We start from the raw sequence: 22,679 nt of genomic DNA on the forward strand, positions 1-22,679 counted from the left end.
GATATTGGAATTTACTTTAATTATGATCGCCCCCCTTCTCATAATAGTCATCGCAGTTGTGTTCCTATTTGTTTGGGGTGCTAAAGGCCAGACTTCCCCCAGGGAATAATATCAATAAAAAACGCGCCTTTTCCTTCTGGATTTGGGCGCGTTTTTTTATTTAGATCTGTATTTACGATGATAGTATCGCTTCTGCTACAAGCTGCCCGGACAGGGTCACCATCGGTGTTCCCCCGCCTGGATGCGTCGTGCCTCCGACAAACCATAAACCCTTTAGATCAGCTTGATTGGAGGGCCTTGCAAAGGTTTGCCGCGCTGTATTGGAGGAAATGCCATATATAGCGCCGCGGTATGCTGATGTCTGCTCTTGCATATGGTCAGGAGTGTAGACTGCTGAGATCTCTGAATCATCAATTAAACCAGACAAGCCATATGTTTCAAGTTTCGTTAAAATGCGTTTCTGATACGATTCGGCTTCTTGCTCCCATTTTAACTGCGGAGAAGTGTATGGAGCGTTAGTCAGGATAAACAGGTTGCTGCCTCCAGCAGGGGCCATCCCATCCTCTGAATAACCTGAATGGCAAATATAAATAGCAGGATCATGAGCTGCTCTTCTTTGCTGGAAGATGTCGTCAAACTCACTGCCATAGTGTTCTGGGAAAAACACAGTGTGATGAAGCAGCTGGCTATAAGTCTTCTTACTGCCAATGAGGGAAACAAAACCTGATAACGATGGCTCATACGATGAGATTTTGGCGTTGCTCATGCTTGGTCGTTTTGATTCTTCCAGCAGATTTTTGCAAATAGCCAGCACATCACCATTTGCGATGATGATATCAGCTTTATAGTCCGCCTTGCTCGTAACAACACCTGTGATGCGACCATTCGCAGATGTAATCTGTTGAACTCTCTCGGACGTATGAATCGTTACACCTAGCTCCTGAGCAAGGAGACCGAATGCCTCCACAATCTGGTAAGTGCCGCCCCTCACTCCATAAATGCCTAACTGCAGCTCCAAATGAGCAAGCATTGCAAAAATAGACGGAGCCGTCCGAGGCGCTGATCCAACATAGGTCGCATATCGTCCAAAGAGTGCAAGTGTATGCGGATGCCTAAAGTAACGGCGAAGCAGCCGTTCCAATGTCAGCCATGGACGAATCCGCAGCAAACCCGCAAGCAGCCTTACGTCTGCTTTATCCTTCCATGACAGCAGCAGCCGATTCATGAAGAGCTGATCAGCTTGTTGATATAACGCAGAAGCCTCTTTCATGAATGAGCGATACTGCTTCGCATCCTCTGGACTATAAGCAGCAATCTGCGATTCCATCACGCTGAAATCTGAGCATAAATCAACCGTCGTTCCGTCTGCAAAATGATTCCGCGTGCCCGGGATCAGCGGATAAAAGGTAACGTAGTCTTCCATCCGGCGTCCAACGCTCTCGAATACCTGCTGAAATACATGAGGCATCGTAATCGTGCTTGGTCCACGATCGAAGCGATAACCGCCAAGCTCAATGCGCTGAAGCTTTCCGCCGAGTGCTTCCTGTTGTTCAAGCACAGTGACGTGATAACCCGCATTTGCCAATCGAATCGCTGCAGATAATCCGCCTAAACCTCCGCCAATGACAATGACTTGCTTCACGAATACCTCCTCCCTTTCCATTCATAACCAGTGCCATTTAAGCTCGCCCGCCACGAGGCCAAGGCAATCGCTGACAGCAGAAATATACTTGCCGGTAAACAGAAGGATAAGTACCAAGGCTGTCCACTTTTCCTATCAATGATCCTCTTCAGACAAACACCTAGCAGATAGCAGAGCGAGCTTGGCAATAAAACAGTGGTAAGCCATCCTTCCGGATAGGCATGCAAGAGAAGCCCAGATAAACAAATGATCATCATTAACGGAGGCAGTATATAAAGCAGGGTGTACATAAACAACATAATTCCAAGCAATAAGCTGCTGCGACCTATACCTGCAAATATATTTTTCTTATAGCCGTTCCAAACCCCTGCAGTGTTCTGATACATACGCATCGAAATTTGGGGGCAAACGTAGGCTAAAGTGACGGGAAGCCCGGCTTTTTTAACAGCACCAGCAAGCTGCATATCATCGACGAGATGACCTTTGAAGCCAGCATGGCCGCCTGTCGCCCAGTAGCTTTCTGCTGAAATCATCAGAAAAGCGCCGTGTGCGGCGACGAACTTTGGATCTGGCGATTGCCGAACAAGTCGTATCGGCAGATGGCAGGCAATGGAGAAGCTCATCATCGGGACGATGAGCTTCTCCATCCATGTTCCAGTTTCCTGCTTAGGGAAACCGGTCACGAGCCCTTGACCTTGCGCTAGCGCGGTGTCAAGCGCATCCGCGAGCGCACCCGGCTCAAGCCGCGCATCGGCGTCGAGGAATAACCACCATTCGCCGCGCGCCGCTTCTGCGAGTTGATGACATGCGTGCGACTTGCCAAGCCAGCCGAACGGCAGCACATCACCAGGCAAAACGCGAACACGGCTGTCGCCTGCTGCTGCGAGCCGCGCAGCTTCTGCTGTTCCGTCTGTGGAACGATCATCCAGCACCAGCACCTCGATAAATATGGAAGGCTCCAGCAGCACCGATTGTATACATGCGGTGATGTTATCCGCTTCATTACGCGCTGGAATAAGAACCGACAGCCGTGGTCTAGTTGTATTTCCGTGAGCATGTGGAGCATCAGATTGAATGGACACTGCCCCTCCTGACAGCCAAACTCGTCCTTTGCCGCTGCCTCCCAGAGAAGGCATCTGCGAGAGATTCCATAACACAAATAATAGCTGCAGCATCAGGGCTGCAGCTACCGTCCAAAAAAAGATTTCCACCTTGTCACCCCGTTCATCCAAGCATCAAAAACCTCATTCGTTGACCGTTTCGCCTTCAACATTGATCGATACTCGGCTGTCTCCCCGCGAGCTGCTGCTATTACTGCAAGGCGGTGTTCATTCAGTTGATCCTCCAAAGCCGATTCAAGCATTCTCGTAATGGTTTTGCGTCCCAGCTGCTGCCATACTCTGTGGATAGGTTTACCGAATTGGAGACTGACTTCTGCCTTTTGATGAAGTCCTAGCGAATAATATGCGGTTACGGGCTGAACAATCGTTTCCGGACAGCGCTCCAATAAATAGCCCGCGCCGGTTTGAAATCTTAAAGGTCTACGCTCCAGATGCTCGATATCTCCTTGTGGAAATAACCAAACTCCATATCCTTGATTTAATACATTCTCACTATATCGAAGGGAAGCAACGATCGCTCGGCTTGACTTCTTATCAATCGAGAAAGCTCCTATTTTGCGAAAAAATCGATACCGCTTCATTTGCTCTTCATCCATCATCATATAGTGTTCACGCGCTGAAGCGTTTGCGATCGCATGATATACAACCATTCCATCCCACCAAGAGCTATGATTCATAAGATAGAGCACAGGCTTTCCTTGCGGAGCTGGATCGATCTCACCGCTCAGCTGAAACGCGTGAAAATGCCGTCTTAACAAATAGTTTTCATTGTATTGCGCGAATACTCGTTTAAACCACTTGCTTGAGCCCGCTGCGATCAATCCGTCCCGCTCCTTCCGCCACAACGATAGCTGCCAATGCGATGATGAACGGCATCATTAAACCTTCTTTGGCCCCTAAGAGACCAAACATAAGCAGCATCATTTGCGTGAGTCTTACAGCCTCGATTCGAACGTTCGCCGATACTTCTCTTAAAGGGAACAAAAAGGAAATAGCTGCTGATATAACGAACCAACTGATGAAGTTTGCTGCCGGTATCCCGTAGAAATCACCTGGCTCATGCCAAATCCAGAACTGCCTAGCGAAAGCCACTGGATCAAGTACTAGGTCAAAAACAACCGTCCATAAGCCGGTATGAAGCGCACGCGTCCAGCGATTCGAGAAGGCAGTCATTCGCATCACAGTAACAATGACACCGATCCACGCACAAAATATGGCGAGGGGTACTCCGCCAAGCGAGATGCCAAGTAAAGATGTGTATTGGTAGTCTCCAAACGGCCATCCCATCGTCACACCAAACCATTCAACAGCAAACGTAAGTACCCCAACGAGCATGATTCTACTCCAGCTGCGACGGCGCTCCTCGCCCATCATGCCTTCAATATGAATGGCATACAGGGCAAAAAAAACGAGAAACAAACCATTGGAAAAGGAAAGCCACGTTGGAACGCCAATGGTCAGCATGAGGATTAGCCCGATGCAATACCAAAAAATAAATAGGTAGCGGATCATAGCGATACCGCATTGCTGTCATTAACCTCTGATACGAGCGTATATTTCATTTTTATATTCGTATAAAGCTTTAATTTATTTAATGAGCTGACGATAGCTCGCTTCTTATAGACTTCGTAGTTTGCAGCCTTTACTTCATCCAAAATCGCTGCATAGAAGCTTGCGGCCAGCTCAACTGAAAAAGCGCTGCTGGCAGGATATGTTTCAAGCCCGCGCAAGCCTCGTGCGAACCAACTGCGTGAAAGTGTGTCCAGCTCTTGCACAAGATGTTGAAATCGTTCATCGACAACGCCCATATTGAAGTCACTTTCGGTATAGTCATGACGAGCGAGCAGCTCAAGCGGAAGGTATCGACGCCCTCTGCTCTGATCTTCGCCAACGTCGCGAACAATGTTTACTATTTGCATGGCTTTGCCAAGCCATATTCCCGCTTCTATTACTTGAATATCTGGCTGATCATGCAAGACTGGCAGAAGCATCTCCCCAACAGTTCCAGCAACCAAGTAGCAGTAGTCCTCCAACTGCTCCATCGTCTCATAGTGGGTGAAAGATAAATCCCGGCGCTGTCCCTCCATTTGTCTGAAAAAAGGTTTTTTACTGAGCGGAAAAGTATCAAACAGCCACCGTAAAGAAGGCCATATGAAATGATCCGCTGCCTGATCCAAACGGTAAAAATGTTGTTCAAGCTCATCAATGTTATAGGGAGAACGTTGCGGCTCATCTACTGAATTGTCTATCATGCGGCAGAAAGCATAAATAACGTAAACGGCTTCGCGCCTTGGGCTAGGCAAATAACGAAAAGCTTTGTAGAACGATGATGATCCTTTCTGAATCATCGCTTCACATTGCGCCAAACAGACAGTGGGTTCCATATGGTTACTCCTTTAACAAATAGTTGGCTAGCAGCCTTGCACCTTGCATAACAATCGGTATTCCACCGCCTGGATGCACCGATGCCCCTACAGCAAACAAACCTTTTATCGGATATGGCACGATTTGAGGACGGAACACTGCCGACTGTCCAAATGTTGGCGCAATGCCGAAGCTGCCCCCATGATAGAGACCATCCGACTCCGCGTCCTGCGGCGTCCTTATTTCCTTCCATTGAATCGCGGCTCTCAAGCCGGGAAAGCCCCTCTTCTCAGCTTCATCAATTACATGCTCGACTAACGCGGGCACTTCATCCTCCCATGCTACGGAGCCGTGTGGCGGAGCGGGAATCAGCATATACATGACGCTCTCACCCGGAGGTGCTGCATCAACATCCATAGCTGACGGATAAAATATATAAAAGGATGGATCTTTCGGAAGCTGATTGTTTTGAAAAATTTGTTTTAATCCGCTCTGTAAATTGTCAGGTAAAAAAAACTGGTGAACGGAAGCCTGATCCCACTGTTTGTTTAGGCCTAAATAGATCAAGATTGTTCCAGAAGACGGCTTATAGGCTTTCATTGGAACAGTGTTCTTAGGCATCAATGAAGCCAGATGTGGAAAATCACCGTTATACACAATCGTATCATGCAGCGTTTCCCTGCCGCATTCGTCTATCACGCCAATGCAGCGTCCATTCTCAAGTACCAATTGCTCAATCTGAGTTTCTGTCTTGATTTGAACTCCTCTACTCCTAAGCTCCTCTTCCAAGATGGAAACGATTCCGGCATAACCTCCTTTTACATACCAAATGCCATACGCATGTTCAGCGAAGGGCAATAACGTATACAATCCCGGAGATTGAAAAGGAGCGCCGCCTATGTATAAGGTTTGTAAAGAGAACGCATCAAGCAGCTTCTCACTTCGGAAGTATCGTCCTGCAAAGGAACGCACGCTTTTGTAGGCTTTAAGCTTCGTTAATAACGTTAAGTTTCGAAAAGTATAAAACTCTCGTTTTCGCAAAAATGGACGTTCCAGAAAAGCTTCTTTTCCTTGTTTAAAAGCCACTTCCATGTCCGCCATATAACGCCGAAAGCCATCGACTTCCTCTGGAAACATTCGCTCAAGCTCTTCGATCTGGCGCTGCTGATTCCGCCATTTGTGAAACACGGTGCCGTCTGCATAATGAATACGGTAAAGCGGATCGCATTCGAGCAGCGGTATGCGTGATCGCTCGATTCCCGCTTCCTCCAAAATACTAAGCAGCATTTCGGGCAAGAGCACAATTGTAGGACCCTGATCGATCCGATAGCCTCCGCCTTGCTGATAAGCTAATCTACCGCCAAGCCGGGGGCCTCTTTCATAAATAGTAACCTGCTTGCCTTGCTTTCTAAGCAGCAGAGCTGCTGTTAAACTGCCTATTCCACCACCGACAAAAGCTACTCCCACCGAATGGCCTCCTTCTGTGGGTGGATGACTGCTGAAGCTCCGCCAACCCGTATACGTTCACTTTCATCTTGCGCCATAAGTAGACGGGTACTGATGCGCGCTGATTCGAAGATCGTCGGCAAGCCGCTGCCAGGGTGAGTTCCTCCCCCTACAAGCCAACAATTAGCGAGCTCTTCAAAGCGGTTATGAGGACGAAGTTTCATCATTTGATCCAGTGAATGTGCTAGATTAAACGTTGCTCCTTCATAAACATGATGATCATTTCGCCAATCTAATGGCGTGATGATGGCTTCCTCCTCGATGTCAGCCGAGAAACCTGCTAACTCTGGCTCCTGCTCCATACGCTCGATCATCTTTTCTCTAACGAGTGTCCGCTGCTCCTCCCAACTGACATTCGCAGTCAGATTCGGTACCGGCATAAGTGCGTATAAAGCGGTTTTCCCTGGAGGAGCGAGCGTTGGATCGTTAAGTCCTGGATTATGTATATAAATAGATGCGTCTGAAGACAGCATCTTTTTTGTCATGATTTCATGTACGTTTTGGCGATAGTTGTTGGCAAATAAAATGTTATGGTGCGGCATATGTATTTCACGATTTACTCCGAGGTAGAGCATATAGGTAGAGCAAGAATATTTCTTTTTGGCAAGCTTTGCCGGACTATATTTCTTAAGCTCTCCCGGTTCAAACAAGTGGTTCATAGCGGTTGCAAAATCAGCATTGATGATGATATGATCCGCTTCTATTTTTTCTCCATTTTCCAAAAGCAGGCCCACTGCTTTTCCGCTCTGGCTCAGCACTCTTTGCACACCGCAGGAGGTAACAATCTCGCCATCGTACTCACGAATCACTTCAGCCATTGCCTCGCAGACGCGGTTAACGCCTCCCACTGGATGAAAAAGACCAAATTTATGTTCCAAATATGCGAGAATTGTAAATGTACCTGGGCATTCCCATGGCGACATGCCTAAATATTTCGCTTGGAAAGTAAACGCATATTTAAGCCTTTCATCTGTAAAATAACGTGAAAGTCTGTCATACACACTTCCTATCGCATTCAGCCGCGGCAGCGCTTGAAACACATCCCGAGAAATATAGTCGCTTAGCTTGCTGAAAGGCCGCTGCAGCAGCGGGGAAACCTTGTTATATTTCTCCCCCTCCTCCTTCATAAATTGAAGATAACCTTTACCGTTGCCGGGAAATAGCTCCTCGATCCTCTCAACCATCTGCTTCTCGTCCCGTGTTGGTGAAAATGCAACATCGCCGAATTGCAGCCTATATAGCGGATCAAGCGCAATGAGCTCAACATAGTCGTACAAGGAGCGATTTACAGATTGAAACATTTCTTCAAGCAGGTGCGGCATCATGAAAAACGTAGGTCCTCGATCAAAAAAATACTCACCCAGCTGAAGCCTGGAGGTCCTCCCACCTATATAGGGCTGCTTCTCATAGACGGTAACTCGGTAACCTCGGCCAGCCAGCTCCATGGCAGCTGCTAAACCGCCAGGGCCTGCTCCAATAACGGCCACGACTCCCTTGTCCATACCAATTCCCCTTTCCAAAAAAACGAATTAACTATACAAACATTATACAAACATAATACATACTCGATAATAGTCTGTAAAGTTAATTTATTCATTAGAATTGGAAACTTAACCCTAAAACCTTATCTTTAAACCATCTTTCCCATTCTTCTTGATTGCCATTCGGAAGCACCCAATCTGAATAAGGTTCTGGTACGCCTTGGAAACCTTGTCCACCTAAAACAATCTCCAGATCAACATGATGAACCAATAAACGGTTTATAAAAGCAAAAGTGGGATCCATTAAATTTGCGTCAGTTAACGATATACACAAGACTCGAATTTGCTGCGACTTAATCAACTCTGCAATGCCATCCTCCGGAGTATCTGGTCCAAGATACAGCACGTCTGCTCCTTTTTTACGTAAAAATAAAGAAAATAAAAGGAGTCCTGCTTGATGATGTTCTCCGGATGGACATAAAGCAAGCATGCGGGGCACTCGATTATCAATCGGAAAAAGCTGAAAAAAACTAAGACAACGCTGAATCACGAACTGTGTAATGAAATGCTCCTGCGCGACAGAAGCTCTGCCTTCTTCCCACTCCGTGCCGGCTTTAATCATTACTGAAAATAAGATTTGATAGATCATAATGTCATAGCCATACATGGAAAACCCTAAATCCACCATCGTTTTTGCTTGTTCCGTACGAAAGTTGCAAAGCGTGTTATACAAGCGCTCTACCATCTCTTGATGAGCCTCTTCAGCCCCAACTTTAGCTTGGGTATCTGTCTTCGCTTCCAACATGCGCTCGCGCAAAAGCTGCTGCTCCTTTAGCAGTCTAACAGCTTGCGAAATCGTTACACCTTTCTCATCCGTCTGGTTTTTGAGGAAGCGTAAATCCTCCATATTTTTATCATCAAAGAGGCGATAGCCTGTTTCTGTGCGAATGGGCTTAATCGCTTCATATCTTGTTTCCCAAGCACGAATCGTAACCGCAGGAATACCTAGCAGTGTTGAAGCTTGTCTGATTGTGTACATCATTACATTTCACTCTTTTCCTTCAGTTTCCAAAAAATGCGCTGCAGCCGAAAACGGTTATAGCGCTGTACAATGATAAATGGGACATTGGCGACAATGGCATAAACGATCATGATCCAGCCATAAATGCTTTCGTTCCATAGGAAAAATAGCGGCGCAGGCAGCATTGATATGATGTGAGTCCACTCTCCGCGCCGCGTTTCAAGTATAAAGGTCTGCAAGTAAGCTTTCTCAAGGACAGCTAATTTTTTCTTGGCAAAGCCTCCTTGAAACAAGCTTCCTCCGTCTGGCAGTTTGTCTTTCCAAACGCGAATGAATAACAATCGTTCATAAACCATTTCTTCTCTGCGCTTCTTTGCCTGAGGCTTCATGCGATCAGCCGTGCGACTGAACCAAGCATCAGGCATTTTCAAAAACAAATAGGACACGCCCATATGAACAAGCAGCCATGCAAAAATATTTACAACCAATGTCCAAAACGGTGAAAATTCAAAAATTCTCACTTTCGCCCGCTTCCCTTCATAGTTGAAATCGAGCGACCTTTCCATGTGACCTTGCGGCGAAAAAAGGTTTGCAGCGTTGAACTAGCGAAGATCCCCATAAAAAAGAGAAGCGGAATAGGAAACAGAAAAGCCGTCTGGAAACCAAAATTTCCAGCTCGACTTAACTGTATATTTATTAGCAAAACGTAAGCGAGGTAGCTGATGATTCCTATCGTTATTTGGTCGCTTGATCGCCAAATTTGAGGATTCGTCCATTGTGTAACAACCGTAATCGAACCAGTCAGCCACCAGATTATAGCTAGTAAACGCAGTGGTGTCGTAGAAGATGCACCTGATGCGAAGCTTTTACTCCAGCCTGCACACAATTGCCGAATGCCTTCCGGGTACATTCGGAAAGCAATAACGCCCTTTCCGCTACAATTTCGAACCGTTTGTTGCTCAGCAAATAGAAGGCCTAAGCTGTAATTTTCGAGAATACGCTCACGAACAGCCTCGTGCCCACATGTTTGAAAATATGATTCTCGGGTACAGACTATACAAGGACCGAAAGCGCCTACAGCTTTCTTCTTTGTTGCGGCAGCAGTTTGAGGTGCTCCAACCGCAGCTAAGACGATGATGTTGAAGAAAGCTGACAACCATTCATAGGGCCGCTTCATCTTGTGGTAAGGCTGGATCGAAAGCAGCCCGTTCTGCTTTGAATGGGCCTCAGCCAGCACTGCCAACCCAGCATCCTCTAAACAAGTATCTGCATCAAGGAAAATAAGTAAATGACCGCTTGCTGCCTGCGCGCCATTCCAGCACGCCCAGCTTTTACCAAGCCAACCATCCGGAAGCTCGCCCGGATTTACAACTATTGCACCAAATGATTCGGCGATGGCTGCTGTACGATCAGTTGATCCGTCATCTACTACAATCACTTCAAATGGAGCGGGTTGTTGCCCCTTAATTGATGGCAATAACTGTGTCAGGTTTCTCTCTTCATTTCTAGCTGGAATGATAACTGAAATGCTTGGGAGACTCTTTCTATCGTTCTTTGTGAAAGGCACCAAATCCTCTTCTAATGGTCGGATTTTGTTCAGCAGCCATGCACCACAAATAAGTCCGCCAAGCAACAGCACAACATTTCCAATCATAGATCTATTCCTCTGTCCAATAGGTACCAAAATTCCTTATATGACTCGTTATTCCATGTTTTCTTATACAAACAGCTCATTTTCCCCAAAGTTGTGTACCACCTTTCACCAGGCTAATTAGGTCATTCAATTTGGCAGTTGATAATGGTTATACAAACTTACAACCACAGCCCTATCTTTGGTGAAAATGATGGCATTCAAACTATATGAGCCATTATTCGCTTTTTTTATAGCCTCATTCTCGTCGTTTAACGACGAAATAGCAGGAGCTATCCGAAGATTTGATCCTGCAAATGCTGCATGTTATAGGTAAAATTTGTTAATACTGAAAGTGAAAAAGTGATGGTTAAATGCAAATCCCGTATTCTACTTATTGCATTAACCTTTTACGTTAGTTCTACAACGATTATACGATTGTGTATATAGTTTGTCATCTGCATCGTTTCGGCTAAATGACCAATGTTGAGAGGAAGTGCTCCTATGAGCAAAAAGATTATTGTCGTTGGAGGCGGTCTCGGCGGACTATCAGCTGCTATTCGCCTCTCTGTAGATGGGCATCAAGTGACCATATTAGAAAAAAATGAACGCGTAGGCGGCAAATTAAACGTAAGATCAGGGCAAGGCTACACTTTCGATACGGGCCCTTCTATTCTGACGATGCCTTGGGTGCTGGAGCAGCTGTTTGAAAGTGCAGGCCGCAATCTAGAGGACTATATGAAGCTGGTCCGTGTTGAACCTCAGTGGAGAACTTTTTTCGAAGATGGGGTAACACTTGATATAACAGGTGACTTCCCTGACCTAATCAAGCAATTCGAACAAATCTCACCGGTTGATGCGCAGCAATTCCTCTCTTATTTGGATTATTGTCAGCAAATGTATCAGCTCAACACAAAAAGCTTTTATAACAAGAGCCTTAGTGGCCTGAGCGACCTGCGGCGTCACCACAGTATGAAGGAACTGTTAGCGATGGACCCGATGAAGACGATGCATCAGACGACAAACCGCTTTCTGAAGGACAAGCATTTGCGTCAATTGTTCGATTTTTTCATCATGTATATTGGTTCCTCGCCTTATGCTGCTCCCGCTGTGCTGTCACAATTAATCTATGTACAAATGGGGCTTGGCATCTATTATGTGGAAGGCGGTATGTACCGAATTGCTGAAGGAATGCTTAGGCTGCTTGATGAGCTCGGTGTGGAGGTTCGCACTTCAGCTCCAGTTGCTCAAATGAATACAGTCGGCCAAACCGCAACAGGGGTAACTTTAGAAGATGGCAGCGTAATAGAAGCTGATCTGATTGTGTCTAATCTTGAGGCTATACCAGCGCATCAGACACTGCTGCAGCATCATCCGAAATCAGCCGACCGCGTAAAGGATTTAGCTAAATACGAGCCTACTGTATCAGGGCTTGTGCTGCTTCTTGGCGTGGATAAAGTGTATGATCAACTTATGCACCATAATTTCTTCTTCTCTGAAGATCCAGATAAAGAGTTCAACGATATATTTGTCGAAGGCAAACCTACAGACGACCCAACTGTATACATAGGGGTTTCAAGCAAAACCGATCCTGGACAGGCGCCGCAGGGCAAAGAAAATCTATTTGTGCTTACTCATGTGCCGCCGCTCAGAGCTGGAGAAAGCTTCGAGTCACAGAAGGCGACTTACAGAGACCTAGTTCTGAATAAGCTCGAACGTATGGGACTAACGGAGCTGAAACAGCATATTGAGTTTGAATATACCTTCACTCCAGATGATATCCAGCAGCTTTATGGTTCTAATGGCGGTTCCATCTACGGCATTGTAACGGACCGCAAGCTTAACGGCGGCTTCAAAATCCCAAGCAAAAGCACGCTGCTCGATAATCTATATTTCGTTGGCGGATCTACGCACCCCGGTGGCGGCGTCCCAATGGTCACTTTATCCGGACAACTCACCGCTGACCTCATCAAAGAGCAATTGAGCATTGCTGCAAAATCCGTCATGTAGGTAGATTCAATTCATATAAAAAAACCTCTAATCCGTTATCGCGGATTAGAGGTTTTTATCAATTGTTTAATTATTAAATAAGTTCAAGGGCCATTCCGCCTAATGCACCGGCCACAACAATCATCCAAGGTGGAAGCTTCCAAAATACAAGCATAATAAACAATATGGCAGCCAGCATAAAATCACCGGACTCTACGATCGCGCTAGTCCAAAGCGGATCATACAGTGCAGCAAGCAATATGCCAACTACAGCGGCGTTAATGCCAATTAATGCACCTTGGATTTTTGAGTTATTTCGCAACACATTCCAAAACGGCAATGTTCCAGCAACGAGAAGAAATCCCGGCAAAAAAATTGCAGTAGTTGCAACAATGGCTCCAGTTAATCCACCAGAGAGAGTACCAAGATAACTAGCGAATGTAAAAAGTGGTCCAGGCACAGCCTGCGCAGCGCTATAACCTGCTAAAAAATCCGATTCATTAACCCACCCGGTAAAGACAACTTCGTTCTCAAGAAGCGGCAGAACAACATGTCCGCCTCCAAACACCAATGAGCCTGCACGATAATAGCTATCGAACATCGCAATCCATTCCATATTTCCCCATTGCCTTAGAAATGGCAACATAATTAGAAGCGTGAGAAATATAACGAGGCAGGAGACCGCAAGGGAACGGCTAATCCGAATGTTCAAATCAGGAGTTCCCTCGACTGTTTTCATACGATATAACCATACCCCGATCAGTCCAGCTGCAGCAATAATGATCACCTGACTATAGGCCGCTTGCCAATATAACGTTATCGCAGCAGCGATGACTGCTATCGTAGCTCTATTCCGATCCGGTGTTAGTTTCTGCCCCATCCCTAGAATAGCATGAGCAACGATGGCCACCGCTACAATTTTCAATCCATGAATCCAGCCTGTGTTTCCAAGATCAAATCCTTGCAGCAGAAAAGCAAAGGCCACTAATGCAATGATCGATGGCAGTGTGAACCCTAACCAAGCCACTAGTCCGCCCAATAACCCAGCCCTAACTATCCCTATACCAATCCCAACTTGACTGCTGGCAGGTCCGGGTAGAAACTGACATAAAGCAACGAGGTCTGCATAACTTCGTTCATCCATCCATTTACGGCGACGAATATACTCATTGTGAAAATAACCTAGATGGGCTATCGGACCCCCAAATGAGGTAAGCCCTAGTTTAGTGGATACAGCTAGTACCTCTACTAAAGATGCGATTGTTCCTCTTTTCAATCCTATAGCCTCATTCCATTACTCATGTTATTTACATTGTAAGCTTGCGAATAATTGGCGTACAACCCTTTAACAAATACTTAATAAATGGTTGCATAAAAAAAACCACCTCGTAAGGTGGTTTGTAAAATCATTAAACGTTATTTAGACTCCATCATCGCAGCAAATGTATCTTCCGAAACGACACGCCTTGCTGTTACATAACGTTTTGCGTAATAAGAATCGTTAAGATTTGTAATCGTAACCCCTTTGCTTGTAGAAGAATGAGCAAATTTCCCATCCCCAATGTAAATACCCGCATGAGAAACGCCTTTGCCGCTTGTGTTGAAGAACACAAGATCACCCTCACGCAGTTCGTCTTTATTGACCTCTGTGCCTGTGTCTGATTGCGATTGCGATGTTCTAGGCAGCTTTACAGCAAATTGATTAAAGATATGTAGTATAAAACCCGAGCAGTCAAACCCTTTGCTCGTTGTGCCTCCCCATTTATAAGGAGTTCCAACAACCTCGCTTATGGAATCCGTAAGCACTGACTTGTCCGACTTATCTGCAAGCACGCTTCCTCCTCCAGTAAGCAGCAGCAAGCAGGATAGCAATAAAATAAAACCCTTCTTCAAAACAACTTCTCCCTTCGGTGCCTACGAGGTTAGCTTATGGGTTCGGTTGAAGATCCCTATGCTTAAAAAAATACATTAAGCAATTCACCCTGGGTGGTTCCCCCGTTTCCGATATACAGAACTCGGCATGTCAATAAACCTTATAGTATCGTTAAATTCGATTGTTTTTACCATAATCCTGCAATTGGATTATTAGAATACTTTCATTTTTCTTCATTATTATTATTTATTTAGCTGTTCACTACATGATTTTTGTTAAAGGTGCTGATTTTTTTGTAATTATAATAGATGAATTTCCAATCACAATTTCAAAATATAACGGTTTAAACACAAAAAAAGAGTATCCGTATTTAAACTGGTACCCATACACTGGACACTTTGAAAAAAGGGTTTAGTGTATGGGTACCTTTTTTTGTATACTAGAGTGAATAGTGGGGGCGGTCATATGAGTAAAAAACACTTTAATCAATATGAACAAGAACAGTTAGCTAACAACCCGTATGTCTTACGAGTCAGCGAAAAATCAATTACGTATGCTGATGAATTCAAACGTGTGTTCATTGACCAATATGTATCGGGACGAACTCCGAGGGAGATTTTTGAAACCAGTGGATTTCAAGTGGAGATCCTCGGGTTGAAGCGGATCGAACAATGTGCAGATCGTTGGAAGAAAGCCTACGAAAAAGATGGGATTACGGGACTTGCGGACTCGAGAAAAGAAGCGGTTCTACGTCCATCAAAACGAGATTTATCTCCTGAAGAGATTATTGCCAGGCAGGATGCAAAGATTAGACTTTTGGAGGCTCAACTGGCATACGTAAAAAAGTTAGACAGGAACGAAAGGAGGCTAACAGCAAACGGAAAGATCCTAAATCCGAGTGATTGTTTTAACCTTATTCAGGAAGCTGTTCAACAAGGTTTGGGGCGAATGACACGTTACCTTTGTCAACTGCTTGACGTGTCACGCTCTGGCTTTTATAACTACCTTCACTCTGCTGACAAGCGTCAGAAGCGTACGTTAGCGGATGAGCAAGCAGGTGCACTTATCAAGAAAGCCTTTCATCGAAGAGGTTATAAAAAAGGCTCCCGATCCATTAAGATGACGCTCCAGAGCGAATATGACACCTGTTACAATCTAAAGCGAATTCAAAGGCTAATGAAAAAATTTGACCTCGTTTGTCCTCATCGAAAACCTAACCCGTATCGACTTATGACCAAAGCTACACTCGAACACCGCACGCTCCCAAATAAGCTGCAGAGGGACTTTAAGAAGGGAATCCCAGGCCTTGTTTTACTCACGGATATCACCTATCTTCCGTATGGAAAATCACAGACGGCTTATTTGTCGACCATTTTGGACGCCTCTACAGGGGAGCTTCTAGCCCGAAATCTCTCCGTATCCCTCCAACTGCCTTTAGTCACAAATACCATTGAATCGTTAATGAAGCAGAAGCGCGTAAAACTTCATAAGAAGGTCTTTATCCATTCCGATCAAGGGAGCCATTACACGAGCCCTACCTACCAGAAATTATTGAAGAGTAAGGGCCTTGGACAATCGATGTCACGTCGTGGAAACTGTTGGGATAATGCACCTCAGGAGTCCTTCTTCGGTCATATGAAAGATCATGTGAAGAGTCAAGACTGTACAACCTTGGCTGAATTAGAACGAGAAATTAATCGCTATATTCGTTATTACAATCATCATAGATATCAGTGGAAACAAAAAAGGATGACTCCTGTTCAGTACAGGAATCATCTCTTAAGTGTGGCTTAGTGCTCTTTTTTTCAAAGTGTCCTTGACTAAGGGGTCAGTTTAATTTTCATACAGTTACTCTTTCTAGTTAAGCAAGTTTCGCCAAAATATCGACCTTCTGCCAAGAACGTCTCCTCCATCTGTAGAGCATCAGTAAAGCTCTTATCCATTCATCGAATGAAAATGCCAGCCATATTCCTACCAACCCCATGTCGAACACGATCCCGAACACGTATGCCAGCGGCACACTAATCCCCCACATGGATACTAACCCGGCAGCAACTGGGAATTTCACATCTCCAGCCGCATTTAGACAACTGATAAGCACCATGTTGCAAGCCCGAGCCGGCTCCAGCATAATCGATAACAACACGAGCTGCTTGCCTAACAATATAATTTCCGCATCATTAGTAAAGAGGCTGAGCAATAGACCTGAGAAGCTATAGATGCAAATACCAAGCGCAAGCGAAATGACGAACGCCAGCTTCAAACTTTGAATACTGGATCGATAAGCATCATCCTTCTGATGGGCTCCAATCAGATGTCCAACAATAATTTGTGTTCCTTGACCAATTGCCATTGAAAAAACAAAAACAAAAGAAGTTATGCTCTGCGAATAAATTTTTGTCGTTAACGCTGTCGTACCGATCAGCGTGACTAGATATGTGATTACAACCTGTGAAAGATTATAAGAAACATGCTCACCTGCCGAAGGAATACCTAGTTTAAATATAAGGCCAATATTTTTTCTTTGAAACTTAAATGGACTAATCAAGCCAACCTTATACTCCAAGCTTCGAATACATAAAATCAAATAAGCGATCATCCCTATGGCACGGGTTATCCACGTGGATGCTGCTACTCCTTCTACACCTAAATTAGGTAAGCCGAAGGGCTCCATCAGCACCAGATAGTTTAAAGTAATATGCAGCACATTAATACCCAAAGCGATGAGCATCATTTCTTTCACAATACCGCGGCATCGTAAAATAGTACCTAACGTCATGCTTATTGCAGTAATGAAGACGGAGCTGCCAACAATCGATAAATAGCTGACTCCTTCTGCCATCACGTCCTCGGGCACTTTAAAAAGAGCTAAAAACACGTCGGCATAGACAATCAATCCTACGCTAGCTATTAAACCGAGCATAACATTCAAAGTAAGCGCCGTTCTCCCGATTCGATCAGCGCCATGCAAGTTGCCAGCGCCGAGCCATTGATTGAGAATGACACTTGTACCCACCGTAACAAATCCAAACATCAAGCCCACTACAACTAAAATCTGATTAGCTATCCCAACCGCTGCCACTGCTCCATCAGAGTAGCTGCTTAGCATCATCGTATCGACCGTTCCAATCAGCATCCCAAATAAAGCTTCAATAAAGATAGGCCATGTTATCGAGATGATGCTCTTTTGGCGCGGATCAACCTGTTTACTCATTCAAATTCACATTCTTCCTGTTCATGTACTACCCTGCTGTTATCGTCAGACTACTGTTATCATGTATGAGAGTACACCCTATCCAACAAGTAGGGGTTGAGAGAATGCGCCAAAACCGCCTTCCAAATAAACTGCCGCCCTTACGTAACCTTCATCACCACGACACTTGTAACTAACGCTATTGAAACGACCGGAAGTTTCGTATAATACATTTCCGTCTTTGCCGAACAAAGTTGCATATTTGTACATCCGGTCCAATCCTTCACTTGCAAGCAGCTTAAACTCGATCGTCCCATCGGCTGCATGAATCGACTCAAACCCATAGCCTGTGGAAACATAGAAGCTTCCGGATTTCATCGCTGAAGTAATACTCTCATTGGTGTTTTGCTCTGCAAGCACCATATTCCAAGTGCGTTTCTCTTGCCCATACACATGAAAATCGTCTCCGCCAAACCCCCATACTACTCGCCCAGCTGAGAGCAGGGCATCCCATTTGTCGAACGCAATGTCGAACGCTGGATTTCCTTCGCCATTTACGATCTCGATTCCGGTATAGTCCCACATCGCGAGCATATCTTCAATCGGCCAATACTGCGAATAATAACGATTCGGATGAACGAGTACGCTCATTCCCCCTTGCTTCGTGCAAAGGTCAGAATACTGCTGATACCGTTCTACCGAAAACTCGTTGGAATAGCTGTCCATCATCGATCGCGGAGGGTTAATGAGAAGCATATGCCTTTGCGGACTGCTAACCTCCATCGCTTCGAATACGGTCTTGATTGAACGTTTCCCTTCATGAACGGTAATGAAATCGTGGTCGGAAATGCCGAGGAAATCGTATTGCCCATACATCCGGTAAACCGTCTCAAGCGTTTGAGAGCCGCAAGCACTATTTGTCGTATGATTATGGAAGCTCCCTTTCAGCCACATGCCCTCTTGTTTATCATAAGGATTTGAAATGATTATTTGTGTCATTCACTATGTTCCTCCGTTCCTGCCTTATTCTTTGACCGAACCGATCATAACGCCTTTGGCAAAATACTTCTGAATAAATGGATAAATCATAATTATCGGTGTGATGACGATAATAATCGTCGCCATTTTCAGCGAGTTTCCTGTCACCTGAATTTTGTCCAGCATTTCATATTGCGTCGAACCAGCCGCTTGCTCGAGCGTATTTCGAAGCGCATCTGCCCGGGTCAGCATTTCCTGCAGCAATGTCGATAAAGGCCGCAGATTGCTCTCTCGAACATAGAAGGCACCTGTAAACCAATCATTCCAATGCCCCACTGCGTTAAATAACGCGATGACAGCCACAACCGGCCTGCTGAGCGGCATGATCACCTTCATGAAAATTGAAAAATCATTATATCCATCAATTCTTGCAGATTCTTCGAGGCTTGGACTGATCTCTTGGAAGAAAGTCCGCATAATTATTAAATTCCACGCACTATACAAGCCCGGAATGATATAAACCCAGATTGTATTCGTCAAATGCAAGTCTTTCAACAACAAATAGTATGGAATGATGCCGCCGCTAAACAACATGGTGAAAAAAATAAGCATGGTAAAAAACCGAACGCCTGGCATCGCTTTTCTCTTTAATGCGTAAGCTGCCATCGCCGTCAAAAAGACGCTCGCTAATGTCCCGACAATCGTTCGGAACATCGAAATGCCGAATGCACTTACAATATTGGAGGATGAGAAAACTTCCTTATAGTTTTCAATAGACCATAATCTCGGCCACAAATAGATGCCTCCTCTTTCCGCATCTTTGCCTGAATTAAACGACAAAGCAAAGATGTTCAGAAACGGAAGAATGATAGATAAACATAAAAGAATAATCAATACATAGATGGCAATCTGAACTAATTTTTCTCCTGTAGAAATCTTATAAAATGGTTTATCCACGTTATTTGCACTCCTTCAACATTTGCGAAGCAAAACAGCCTCGGAAGCATGTCTTTAGCGTTAGTGGTCCGTCTCATCGCAGTACAATTCATGTACGAATGAAACAGACCACCAGCAGCTTTAATGAATGTTATAGTTCTACTTTTGTATTTGGATCGCTATCTTTTTTCTCAAGCAATGCTAAGTAATCATCCAAGCCTGCAGCCTTTAATTGTTCAGATGCTGACTCCAATATTTTCGTTACTTGATCCTGGCTTTTAGCATAATAAGCACGTTTGAGGCTCTCGTCATAATTATCAAGTGCAGCTTTTAATTCCGTTTCCTTCGCAAACTCGCCAAGGAAAGCCGTTGGAGCATACGTATCTGAGATTATTGCATTCGCTCTTTTTTTATCCCACTCCCAATACTCAGCAATCTTGAGCGGTCCCTCATTGATATTAGGTTTGGCAGCATTACCGTATTCTGTTTCACCAAAATCCGCTATACGATCAACGTCTGTATTGCCAAGAATTTCGCCCCAATAGTTGCCTACGCCAGCAAACCCAAGCGCTTTCGCGGCTTTCGAATCTTTATCTTTCAATTCCAATACTTCATTTTTCACAATCGGGTTGCCCTTATCATCAAGTGTGTAGTCTCTTCCTTCAATTCCGTATTGCCAGAGCAGCTTGCCTTCGCCGCTCGCCAAGAAGTCAGCGAATTTGACGATATCTTCAGGATTTTTGGTTGAAGAAGGAATTGCCCAAGCGCCGCCAGCTGTTTTATAGCTCAGCTTCATTTGGTAAGGCTTGTCAGCTTCATTTAACGGACCAATCGGCAAGTAATGCATGTCCTTATTAAATTCAAGGTAGTTATGCATATCAGCAATGATCGCGAAGGAGCCGTTCAAAATACCTTCTGTTGCACGATTTTCTTCCATCGTATAAAACTCAGGATTCATTAGTTTTTCTTTCAGCAGCTTTTGAACAAATGCTACACGCTTGAGCGGGTACTCCGTTTGACTCTCGTGTACAATTTTACCTTCCTTATTCCGTACAAAGGTTTGGTTCACATTTACAGTCAAGTCACTATACAACGCTTTAACTTCTGTTCCACCCCAGTATCTTGGGCCAATAACGCTGGCAATGTCTTTTCCATTGTTGTCTTTGAAATTTCCAGCTTTAATTTTTTGTGCCGCCTCATACAACTTCTCGGAAGTTGTAATCGTTTTTGGATCGATACTAAGCGCTTCGGCAATATCCTTGCGAATAAATGGTCCGCCTAACATTTTCCGCGTTTCATAGCCTGTTTCTCTCGAAATATTCATGTGCATGAAGTAGGCAGAGCCGTTAAACTCTGGACGGAACATGACGCCGTTTTTTGTATCAAGCGGCAGATAGCCATCTTCTAGATACTTGCTGTATACTTTCGTATCCTTCATAAACGGAGTCAGATCTGTGAACATGCCTTCGCGAGCAGCTTTTAGTACAACCGGCATTTCTGGTCGACCGCTATGATTCAAATAAAATCCGATAAAGTCAGGCAAGTCACCCGAAGCTAGTCCAGCAATTAAGCCGTCGAGCGAACGATTGGCCGGCATTATATTAATTTGATAATCAATTCCCGTTTTCTCTTTAATTTGTTTTAATACTTCCGGGTTCATCTCTTCCGTATAATCGTCTGCCCCCATAAAGATTAAGCCTTTAATTTTGCGGTCGGCAATCCAAGTCGCAGGTTTAACTTTGTTATCTTTGACGCCTTCCTGCTTGTTCCCTGAATTTGTTGAATTTGTTTCTTTGGCCGCACAGCCTGTAATTAACAAGGAAGCTATAATCGGAACCGTCAACAGTCTTGCCCAATTTTTGTTCTTAAACATGATATCTCCATTCCTACCTTCTCTTTTTAATTTATATGGAAAAACGCGGTTAAGCGTCTCTCTTCAAGGAAAAATGCTTCTATCGAACAAATTACCAAACCGATGTGCCGGACACTTTTCGTGCGAAACGATTGGCAGTGACAACTAGAATCAAAGCGATAACACCTTGCATCATACCGACTGCCGTCGCATATCCGTATTGGCCTTGCTGCAAGCCCACGCGGATCACATACGTATCCAGAATATCTACCAGATCACTATTTCCTGGCATCTTGAGCAAATATAGCTGGTCGAATCCCGCTGACAAAATGCTTCCAAGCGATAGAATAAACACGATGAGAATGGTCGGACGAATCGACGGAAGGGTGATATGCCATATTTCCGCCCATTTGCTTGCCCCGTCAATTTTGGCCGCTTCATACATGTCTTGATTAATTCCAGCGATGGCTGCCAAATAGATAATCGAATCCCAGCCGATTGTTTTCCATATGTGGCTGCCGAACATGATTTGATAAAAATATTTGGCTTCATTCATAAAGAATGTGCTGCCGTCTCCCCCAAAATAGGTGATCGCTTCATTAAGCAAGCCAGTATCCGGCGCCAATGTTCTTTGTACTAAACCAATAACGATGACCCATGACATAAAATGCGGTAAATACGAAATACTCTGGGCGATATTTTTAAAAGCACGGTTTTTAATTTCATTGAACATTAGCGCAAGTAAAATCGGGAACGGCAAACCGAGAAATAGCTTCATTGAGCTGATGATGAGTGTGTTTTTGATCAGCGTCATACTTTGAACATCGTTGAAAAACTTTGCGAAATATTCGAAGCCGACCCACGGACTCTCAAGTATGGTTTGATTAAATTTGAATTCCTTAAACGCCAGGAGCAATCCGCCCATTGGGATATAGGAAAAAATTATGAAGGACGCTAGACAAGGCAGAAGCATGAAATACAAATAGCGGTATAACCATATTTTTTTCAATAAATAAACAAAACGCTGTTTTTTTCGATTTCCAGCTGGAACTAAAGCCACTTTGGTTTGCAATGAGGGCTTCTCCCTTCGTTA

Annotated in this window: 20 protein-coding genes and 1 riboswitch; of the genes, 3 read left to right on the forward strand and 17 right to left on the reverse strand. The window is 44.7% G+C overall.

Annotation, left to right across the window (positions count from 1 at the left end; all coding sequences use genetic code 11):
- Positions 1–4: 4 nt before the first annotated feature.
- Positions 5–109, forward strand: a complete 105-nt coding sequence (gene cydS / locus AC0VYE_RS19105; protein WP_430058626.1) for a cytochrome bd oxidase small subunit CydS family protein — start codon at positions 5–7, stop codon at positions 107–109.
- Between the two features lie 63 nt (positions 110–172).
- Here cydS and AC0VYE_RS19110 read toward each other — a convergent pair whose 3' ends face one another.
- From AC0VYE_RS19110 to AC0VYE_RS19155, 10 genes are all read right to left on the reverse strand, one after another.
- Positions 173–1,642 (reverse strand): phytoene desaturase family protein, encoded by a 1,470-nt coding sequence (locus AC0VYE_RS19110; protein ID WP_475442570.1) that lies wholly within the window; start codon positions 1,640–1,642, stop codon positions 173–175.
- On the reverse strand, positions 1,639–2,853 hold the full coding sequence (locus AC0VYE_RS19115) for a glycosyltransferase family 2 protein (RefSeq protein ID WP_475442571.1): 1,215 nt from the start codon (positions 2,851–2,853) through the stop codon (positions 1,639–1,641). Before AC0VYE_RS19115 ends, AC0VYE_RS19110 begins: the two co-directional genes overlap by 4 nt.
- Positions 2,829–3,584 (reverse strand): lysophospholipid acyltransferase family protein, encoded by a 756-nt coding sequence (locus AC0VYE_RS19120; RefSeq protein WP_475442572.1) that lies wholly within the window; start codon positions 3,582–3,584, stop codon positions 2,829–2,831. Before AC0VYE_RS19120 ends, AC0VYE_RS19115 begins: the two co-directional genes overlap by 25 nt.
- Positions 3,553–4,275 (reverse strand): carotenoid biosynthesis protein, encoded by a 723-nt coding sequence (locus tag AC0VYE_RS19125; RefSeq protein ID WP_475442573.1) that lies wholly within the window; start codon positions 4,273–4,275, stop codon positions 3,553–3,555. The genes AC0VYE_RS19120 and AC0VYE_RS19125 overlap by 32 nt, the downstream gene beginning before the upstream one ends.
- Entirely contained in the window at positions 4,272–5,147 is an 876-nt protein-coding gene (locus AC0VYE_RS19130) for a phytoene/squalene synthase family protein (RefSeq protein ID WP_475442574.1), read from the reverse strand. The genes AC0VYE_RS19125 and AC0VYE_RS19130 overlap by 4 nt, the downstream gene beginning before the upstream one ends.
- A 4-nt stretch (positions 5,148–5,151) precedes the next feature.
- Positions 5,152–6,594: a phytoene desaturase family protein gene (locus AC0VYE_RS19135; protein ID WP_475442575.1), complete on the reverse strand. Its 1,443-nt coding sequence runs from the start codon at positions 6,592–6,594 to the stop codon at positions 5,152–5,154.
- Entirely contained in the window at positions 6,585–8,135 is a 1,551-nt protein-coding gene (locus tag AC0VYE_RS19140; protein ID WP_475442576.1) for a phytoene desaturase family protein, read from the reverse strand. Before AC0VYE_RS19140 ends, AC0VYE_RS19135 begins: the two co-directional genes overlap by 10 nt.
- Before the next feature lie 94 nt (positions 8,136–8,229).
- Positions 8,230–9,156 (reverse strand): MerR family transcriptional regulator, encoded by a 927-nt coding sequence (locus AC0VYE_RS19145; RefSeq protein ID WP_083681475.1) that lies wholly within the window; start codon positions 9,154–9,156, stop codon positions 8,230–8,232.
- Positions 9,156–9,656 (reverse strand): glycosyl-4,4'-diaponeurosporenoate acyltransferase CrtO family protein, encoded by a 501-nt coding sequence (locus tag AC0VYE_RS19150; protein ID WP_076265662.1) that lies wholly within the window; start codon positions 9,654–9,656, stop codon positions 9,156–9,158. Before AC0VYE_RS19150 ends, AC0VYE_RS19145 begins: the two co-directional genes overlap by 1 nt.
- Positions 9,653–10,789, reverse strand: coding sequence for a glycosyltransferase (locus AC0VYE_RS19155; RefSeq protein ID WP_475442577.1), 1,137 nt, complete (start codon positions 10,787–10,789; stop codon positions 9,653–9,655). The genes AC0VYE_RS19150 and AC0VYE_RS19155 overlap by 4 nt, the downstream gene beginning before the upstream one ends.
- A 480-nt stretch (positions 10,790–11,269) precedes the next feature.
- Here AC0VYE_RS19155 and AC0VYE_RS19160 point away from each other — a divergent pair, with 480 nt between their 5' ends.
- Positions 11,270–12,775, forward strand: a complete 1,506-nt coding sequence (locus AC0VYE_RS19160; protein ID WP_475442578.1) for a phytoene desaturase family protein — start codon at positions 11,270–11,272, stop codon at positions 12,773–12,775.
- Positions 12,776–12,848: 73 nt separating this feature from the next.
- Here AC0VYE_RS19160 and AC0VYE_RS19165 read toward each other — a convergent pair whose 3' ends face one another.
- Both AC0VYE_RS19165 and AC0VYE_RS19170 read right to left on the reverse strand, forming a co-directional pair.
- A complete protein-coding gene (locus tag AC0VYE_RS19165; protein ID WP_475442579.1) occupies positions 12,849–14,030 on the reverse strand; it encodes a chromate transporter in 1,182 nt (393 codons plus the stop codon).
- A 140-nt stretch (positions 14,031–14,170) separates the two neighbouring features.
- Positions 14,171–14,647 carry a C40 family peptidase gene (locus AC0VYE_RS19170; RefSeq protein ID WP_475442580.1) on the reverse strand — a complete coding sequence of 159 codons (477 nt, stop codon included), beginning with the start codon at positions 14,645–14,647 and terminating at the stop codon, positions 14,171–14,173.
- Between the two features lie 3 nt (positions 14,648–14,650).
- A riboswitch (cyclic di-AMP (ydaO/yuaA leader) is annotated at positions 14,651–14,785 on the reverse strand.
- A 307-nt stretch (positions 14,786–15,092) separates the two neighbouring features.
- Between AC0VYE_RS19170 and AC0VYE_RS19175 the strand changes: the two genes are divergently transcribed.
- Positions 15,093–16,421, forward strand: a complete 1,329-nt coding sequence (locus tag AC0VYE_RS19175; protein ID WP_475442581.1) for an IS3 family transposase — start codon at positions 15,093–15,095, stop codon at positions 16,419–16,421.
- Between the two features lie 67 nt (positions 16,422–16,488).
- On the opposite strand, the gene AC0VYE_RS19180 is transcribed toward AC0VYE_RS19175, so the two are convergent.
- The 5 genes from AC0VYE_RS19180 to AC0VYE_RS19200 form a co-directional block, all read right to left on the reverse strand.
- Positions 16,489–17,841 (reverse strand): MATE family efflux transporter, encoded by a 1,353-nt coding sequence (locus AC0VYE_RS19180; protein WP_475442582.1) that lies wholly within the window; start codon positions 17,839–17,841, stop codon positions 16,489–16,491.
- A 78-nt stretch (positions 17,842–17,919) separates the two neighbouring features.
- On the reverse strand, positions 17,920–18,819 hold the full coding sequence (locus tag AC0VYE_RS19185) for a CehA/McbA family metallohydrolase domain-containing protein (RefSeq protein WP_475442583.1): 900 nt from the start codon (positions 18,817–18,819) through the stop codon (positions 17,920–17,922).
- Between the two features lie 24 nt (positions 18,820–18,843).
- Complete coding sequence (locus AC0VYE_RS19190) at positions 18,844–19,755, reverse strand: carbohydrate ABC transporter permease (RefSeq protein ID WP_475442584.1); 912 nt, start codon at positions 19,753–19,755, stop codon at positions 18,844–18,846.
- 130 nt (positions 19,756–19,885) lie between these two features.
- Positions 19,886–21,607: an extracellular solute-binding protein gene (locus AC0VYE_RS19195; RefSeq protein ID WP_475442585.1), complete on the reverse strand. Its 1,722-nt coding sequence runs from the start codon at positions 21,605–21,607 to the stop codon at positions 19,886–19,888.
- Positions 21,608–21,698: 91 nt separating this feature from the next.
- On the reverse strand, positions 21,699–22,658 hold the full coding sequence (locus AC0VYE_RS19200) for an ABC transporter permease (RefSeq protein ID WP_475442586.1): 960 nt from the start codon (positions 22,656–22,658) through the stop codon (positions 21,699–21,701).
- Positions 22,659–22,679: the final 21 nt, after the last annotated feature.

This window comes from Pristimantibacillus sp. Z349TD_6 (assembly GCF_056173205.1).

Bases quoted from the DNA above. Each gene is read 5' to 3' on its own strand.
- AC0VYE_RS19195 (WP_475442585.1), bottom strand. From the start codon at position 21,607: ATGTTTAAGAACAAAAATTGGGCAAGACTGTTGACGGTTCCGATTATA.
- AC0VYE_RS19180 (WP_475442582.1), bottom strand. From the start codon at position 17,841: ATGAGTAAACAGGTTGATCCGCGCCAAAAGAGCATCATCTCGATAACA.
- AC0VYE_RS19175 (WP_475442581.1), top strand. From the start codon at position 15,093: ATGAGTAAAAAACACTTTAATCAATATGAACAAGAACAGTTAGCTAAC.
- AC0VYE_RS19140 (WP_475442576.1), bottom strand. From the start codon at position 8,135: ATGGACAAGGGAGTCGTGGCCGTTATTGGAGCAGGCCCTGGCGGTTTA.
- AC0VYE_RS19130 (WP_475442574.1), bottom strand. From the start codon at position 5,147: ATGGAACCCACTGTCTGTTTGGCGCAATGTGAAGCGATGATTCAGAAA.
- AC0VYE_RS19185 (WP_475442583.1), bottom strand. From the start codon at position 18,819: ATGACACAAATAATCATTTCAAATCCTTATGATAAACAAGAGGGCATG.
- AC0VYE_RS19155 (WP_475442577.1), bottom strand. From the start codon at position 10,789: ATGATTGGAAATGTTGTGCTGTTGCTTGGCGGACTTATTTGTGGTGCA.
- AC0VYE_RS19160 (WP_475442578.1), top strand. From the start codon at position 11,270: ATGAGCAAAAAGATTATTGTCGTTGGAGGCGGTCTCGGCGGACTATCA.
- AC0VYE_RS19145 (WP_083681475.1), bottom strand. From the start codon at position 9,156: ATGATGTACACAATCAGACAAGCTTCAACACTGCTAGGTATTCCTGCG.
- AC0VYE_RS19125 (WP_475442573.1), bottom strand. From the start codon at position 4,275: ATGATCCGCTACCTATTTATTTTTTGGTATTGCATCGGGCTAATCCTC.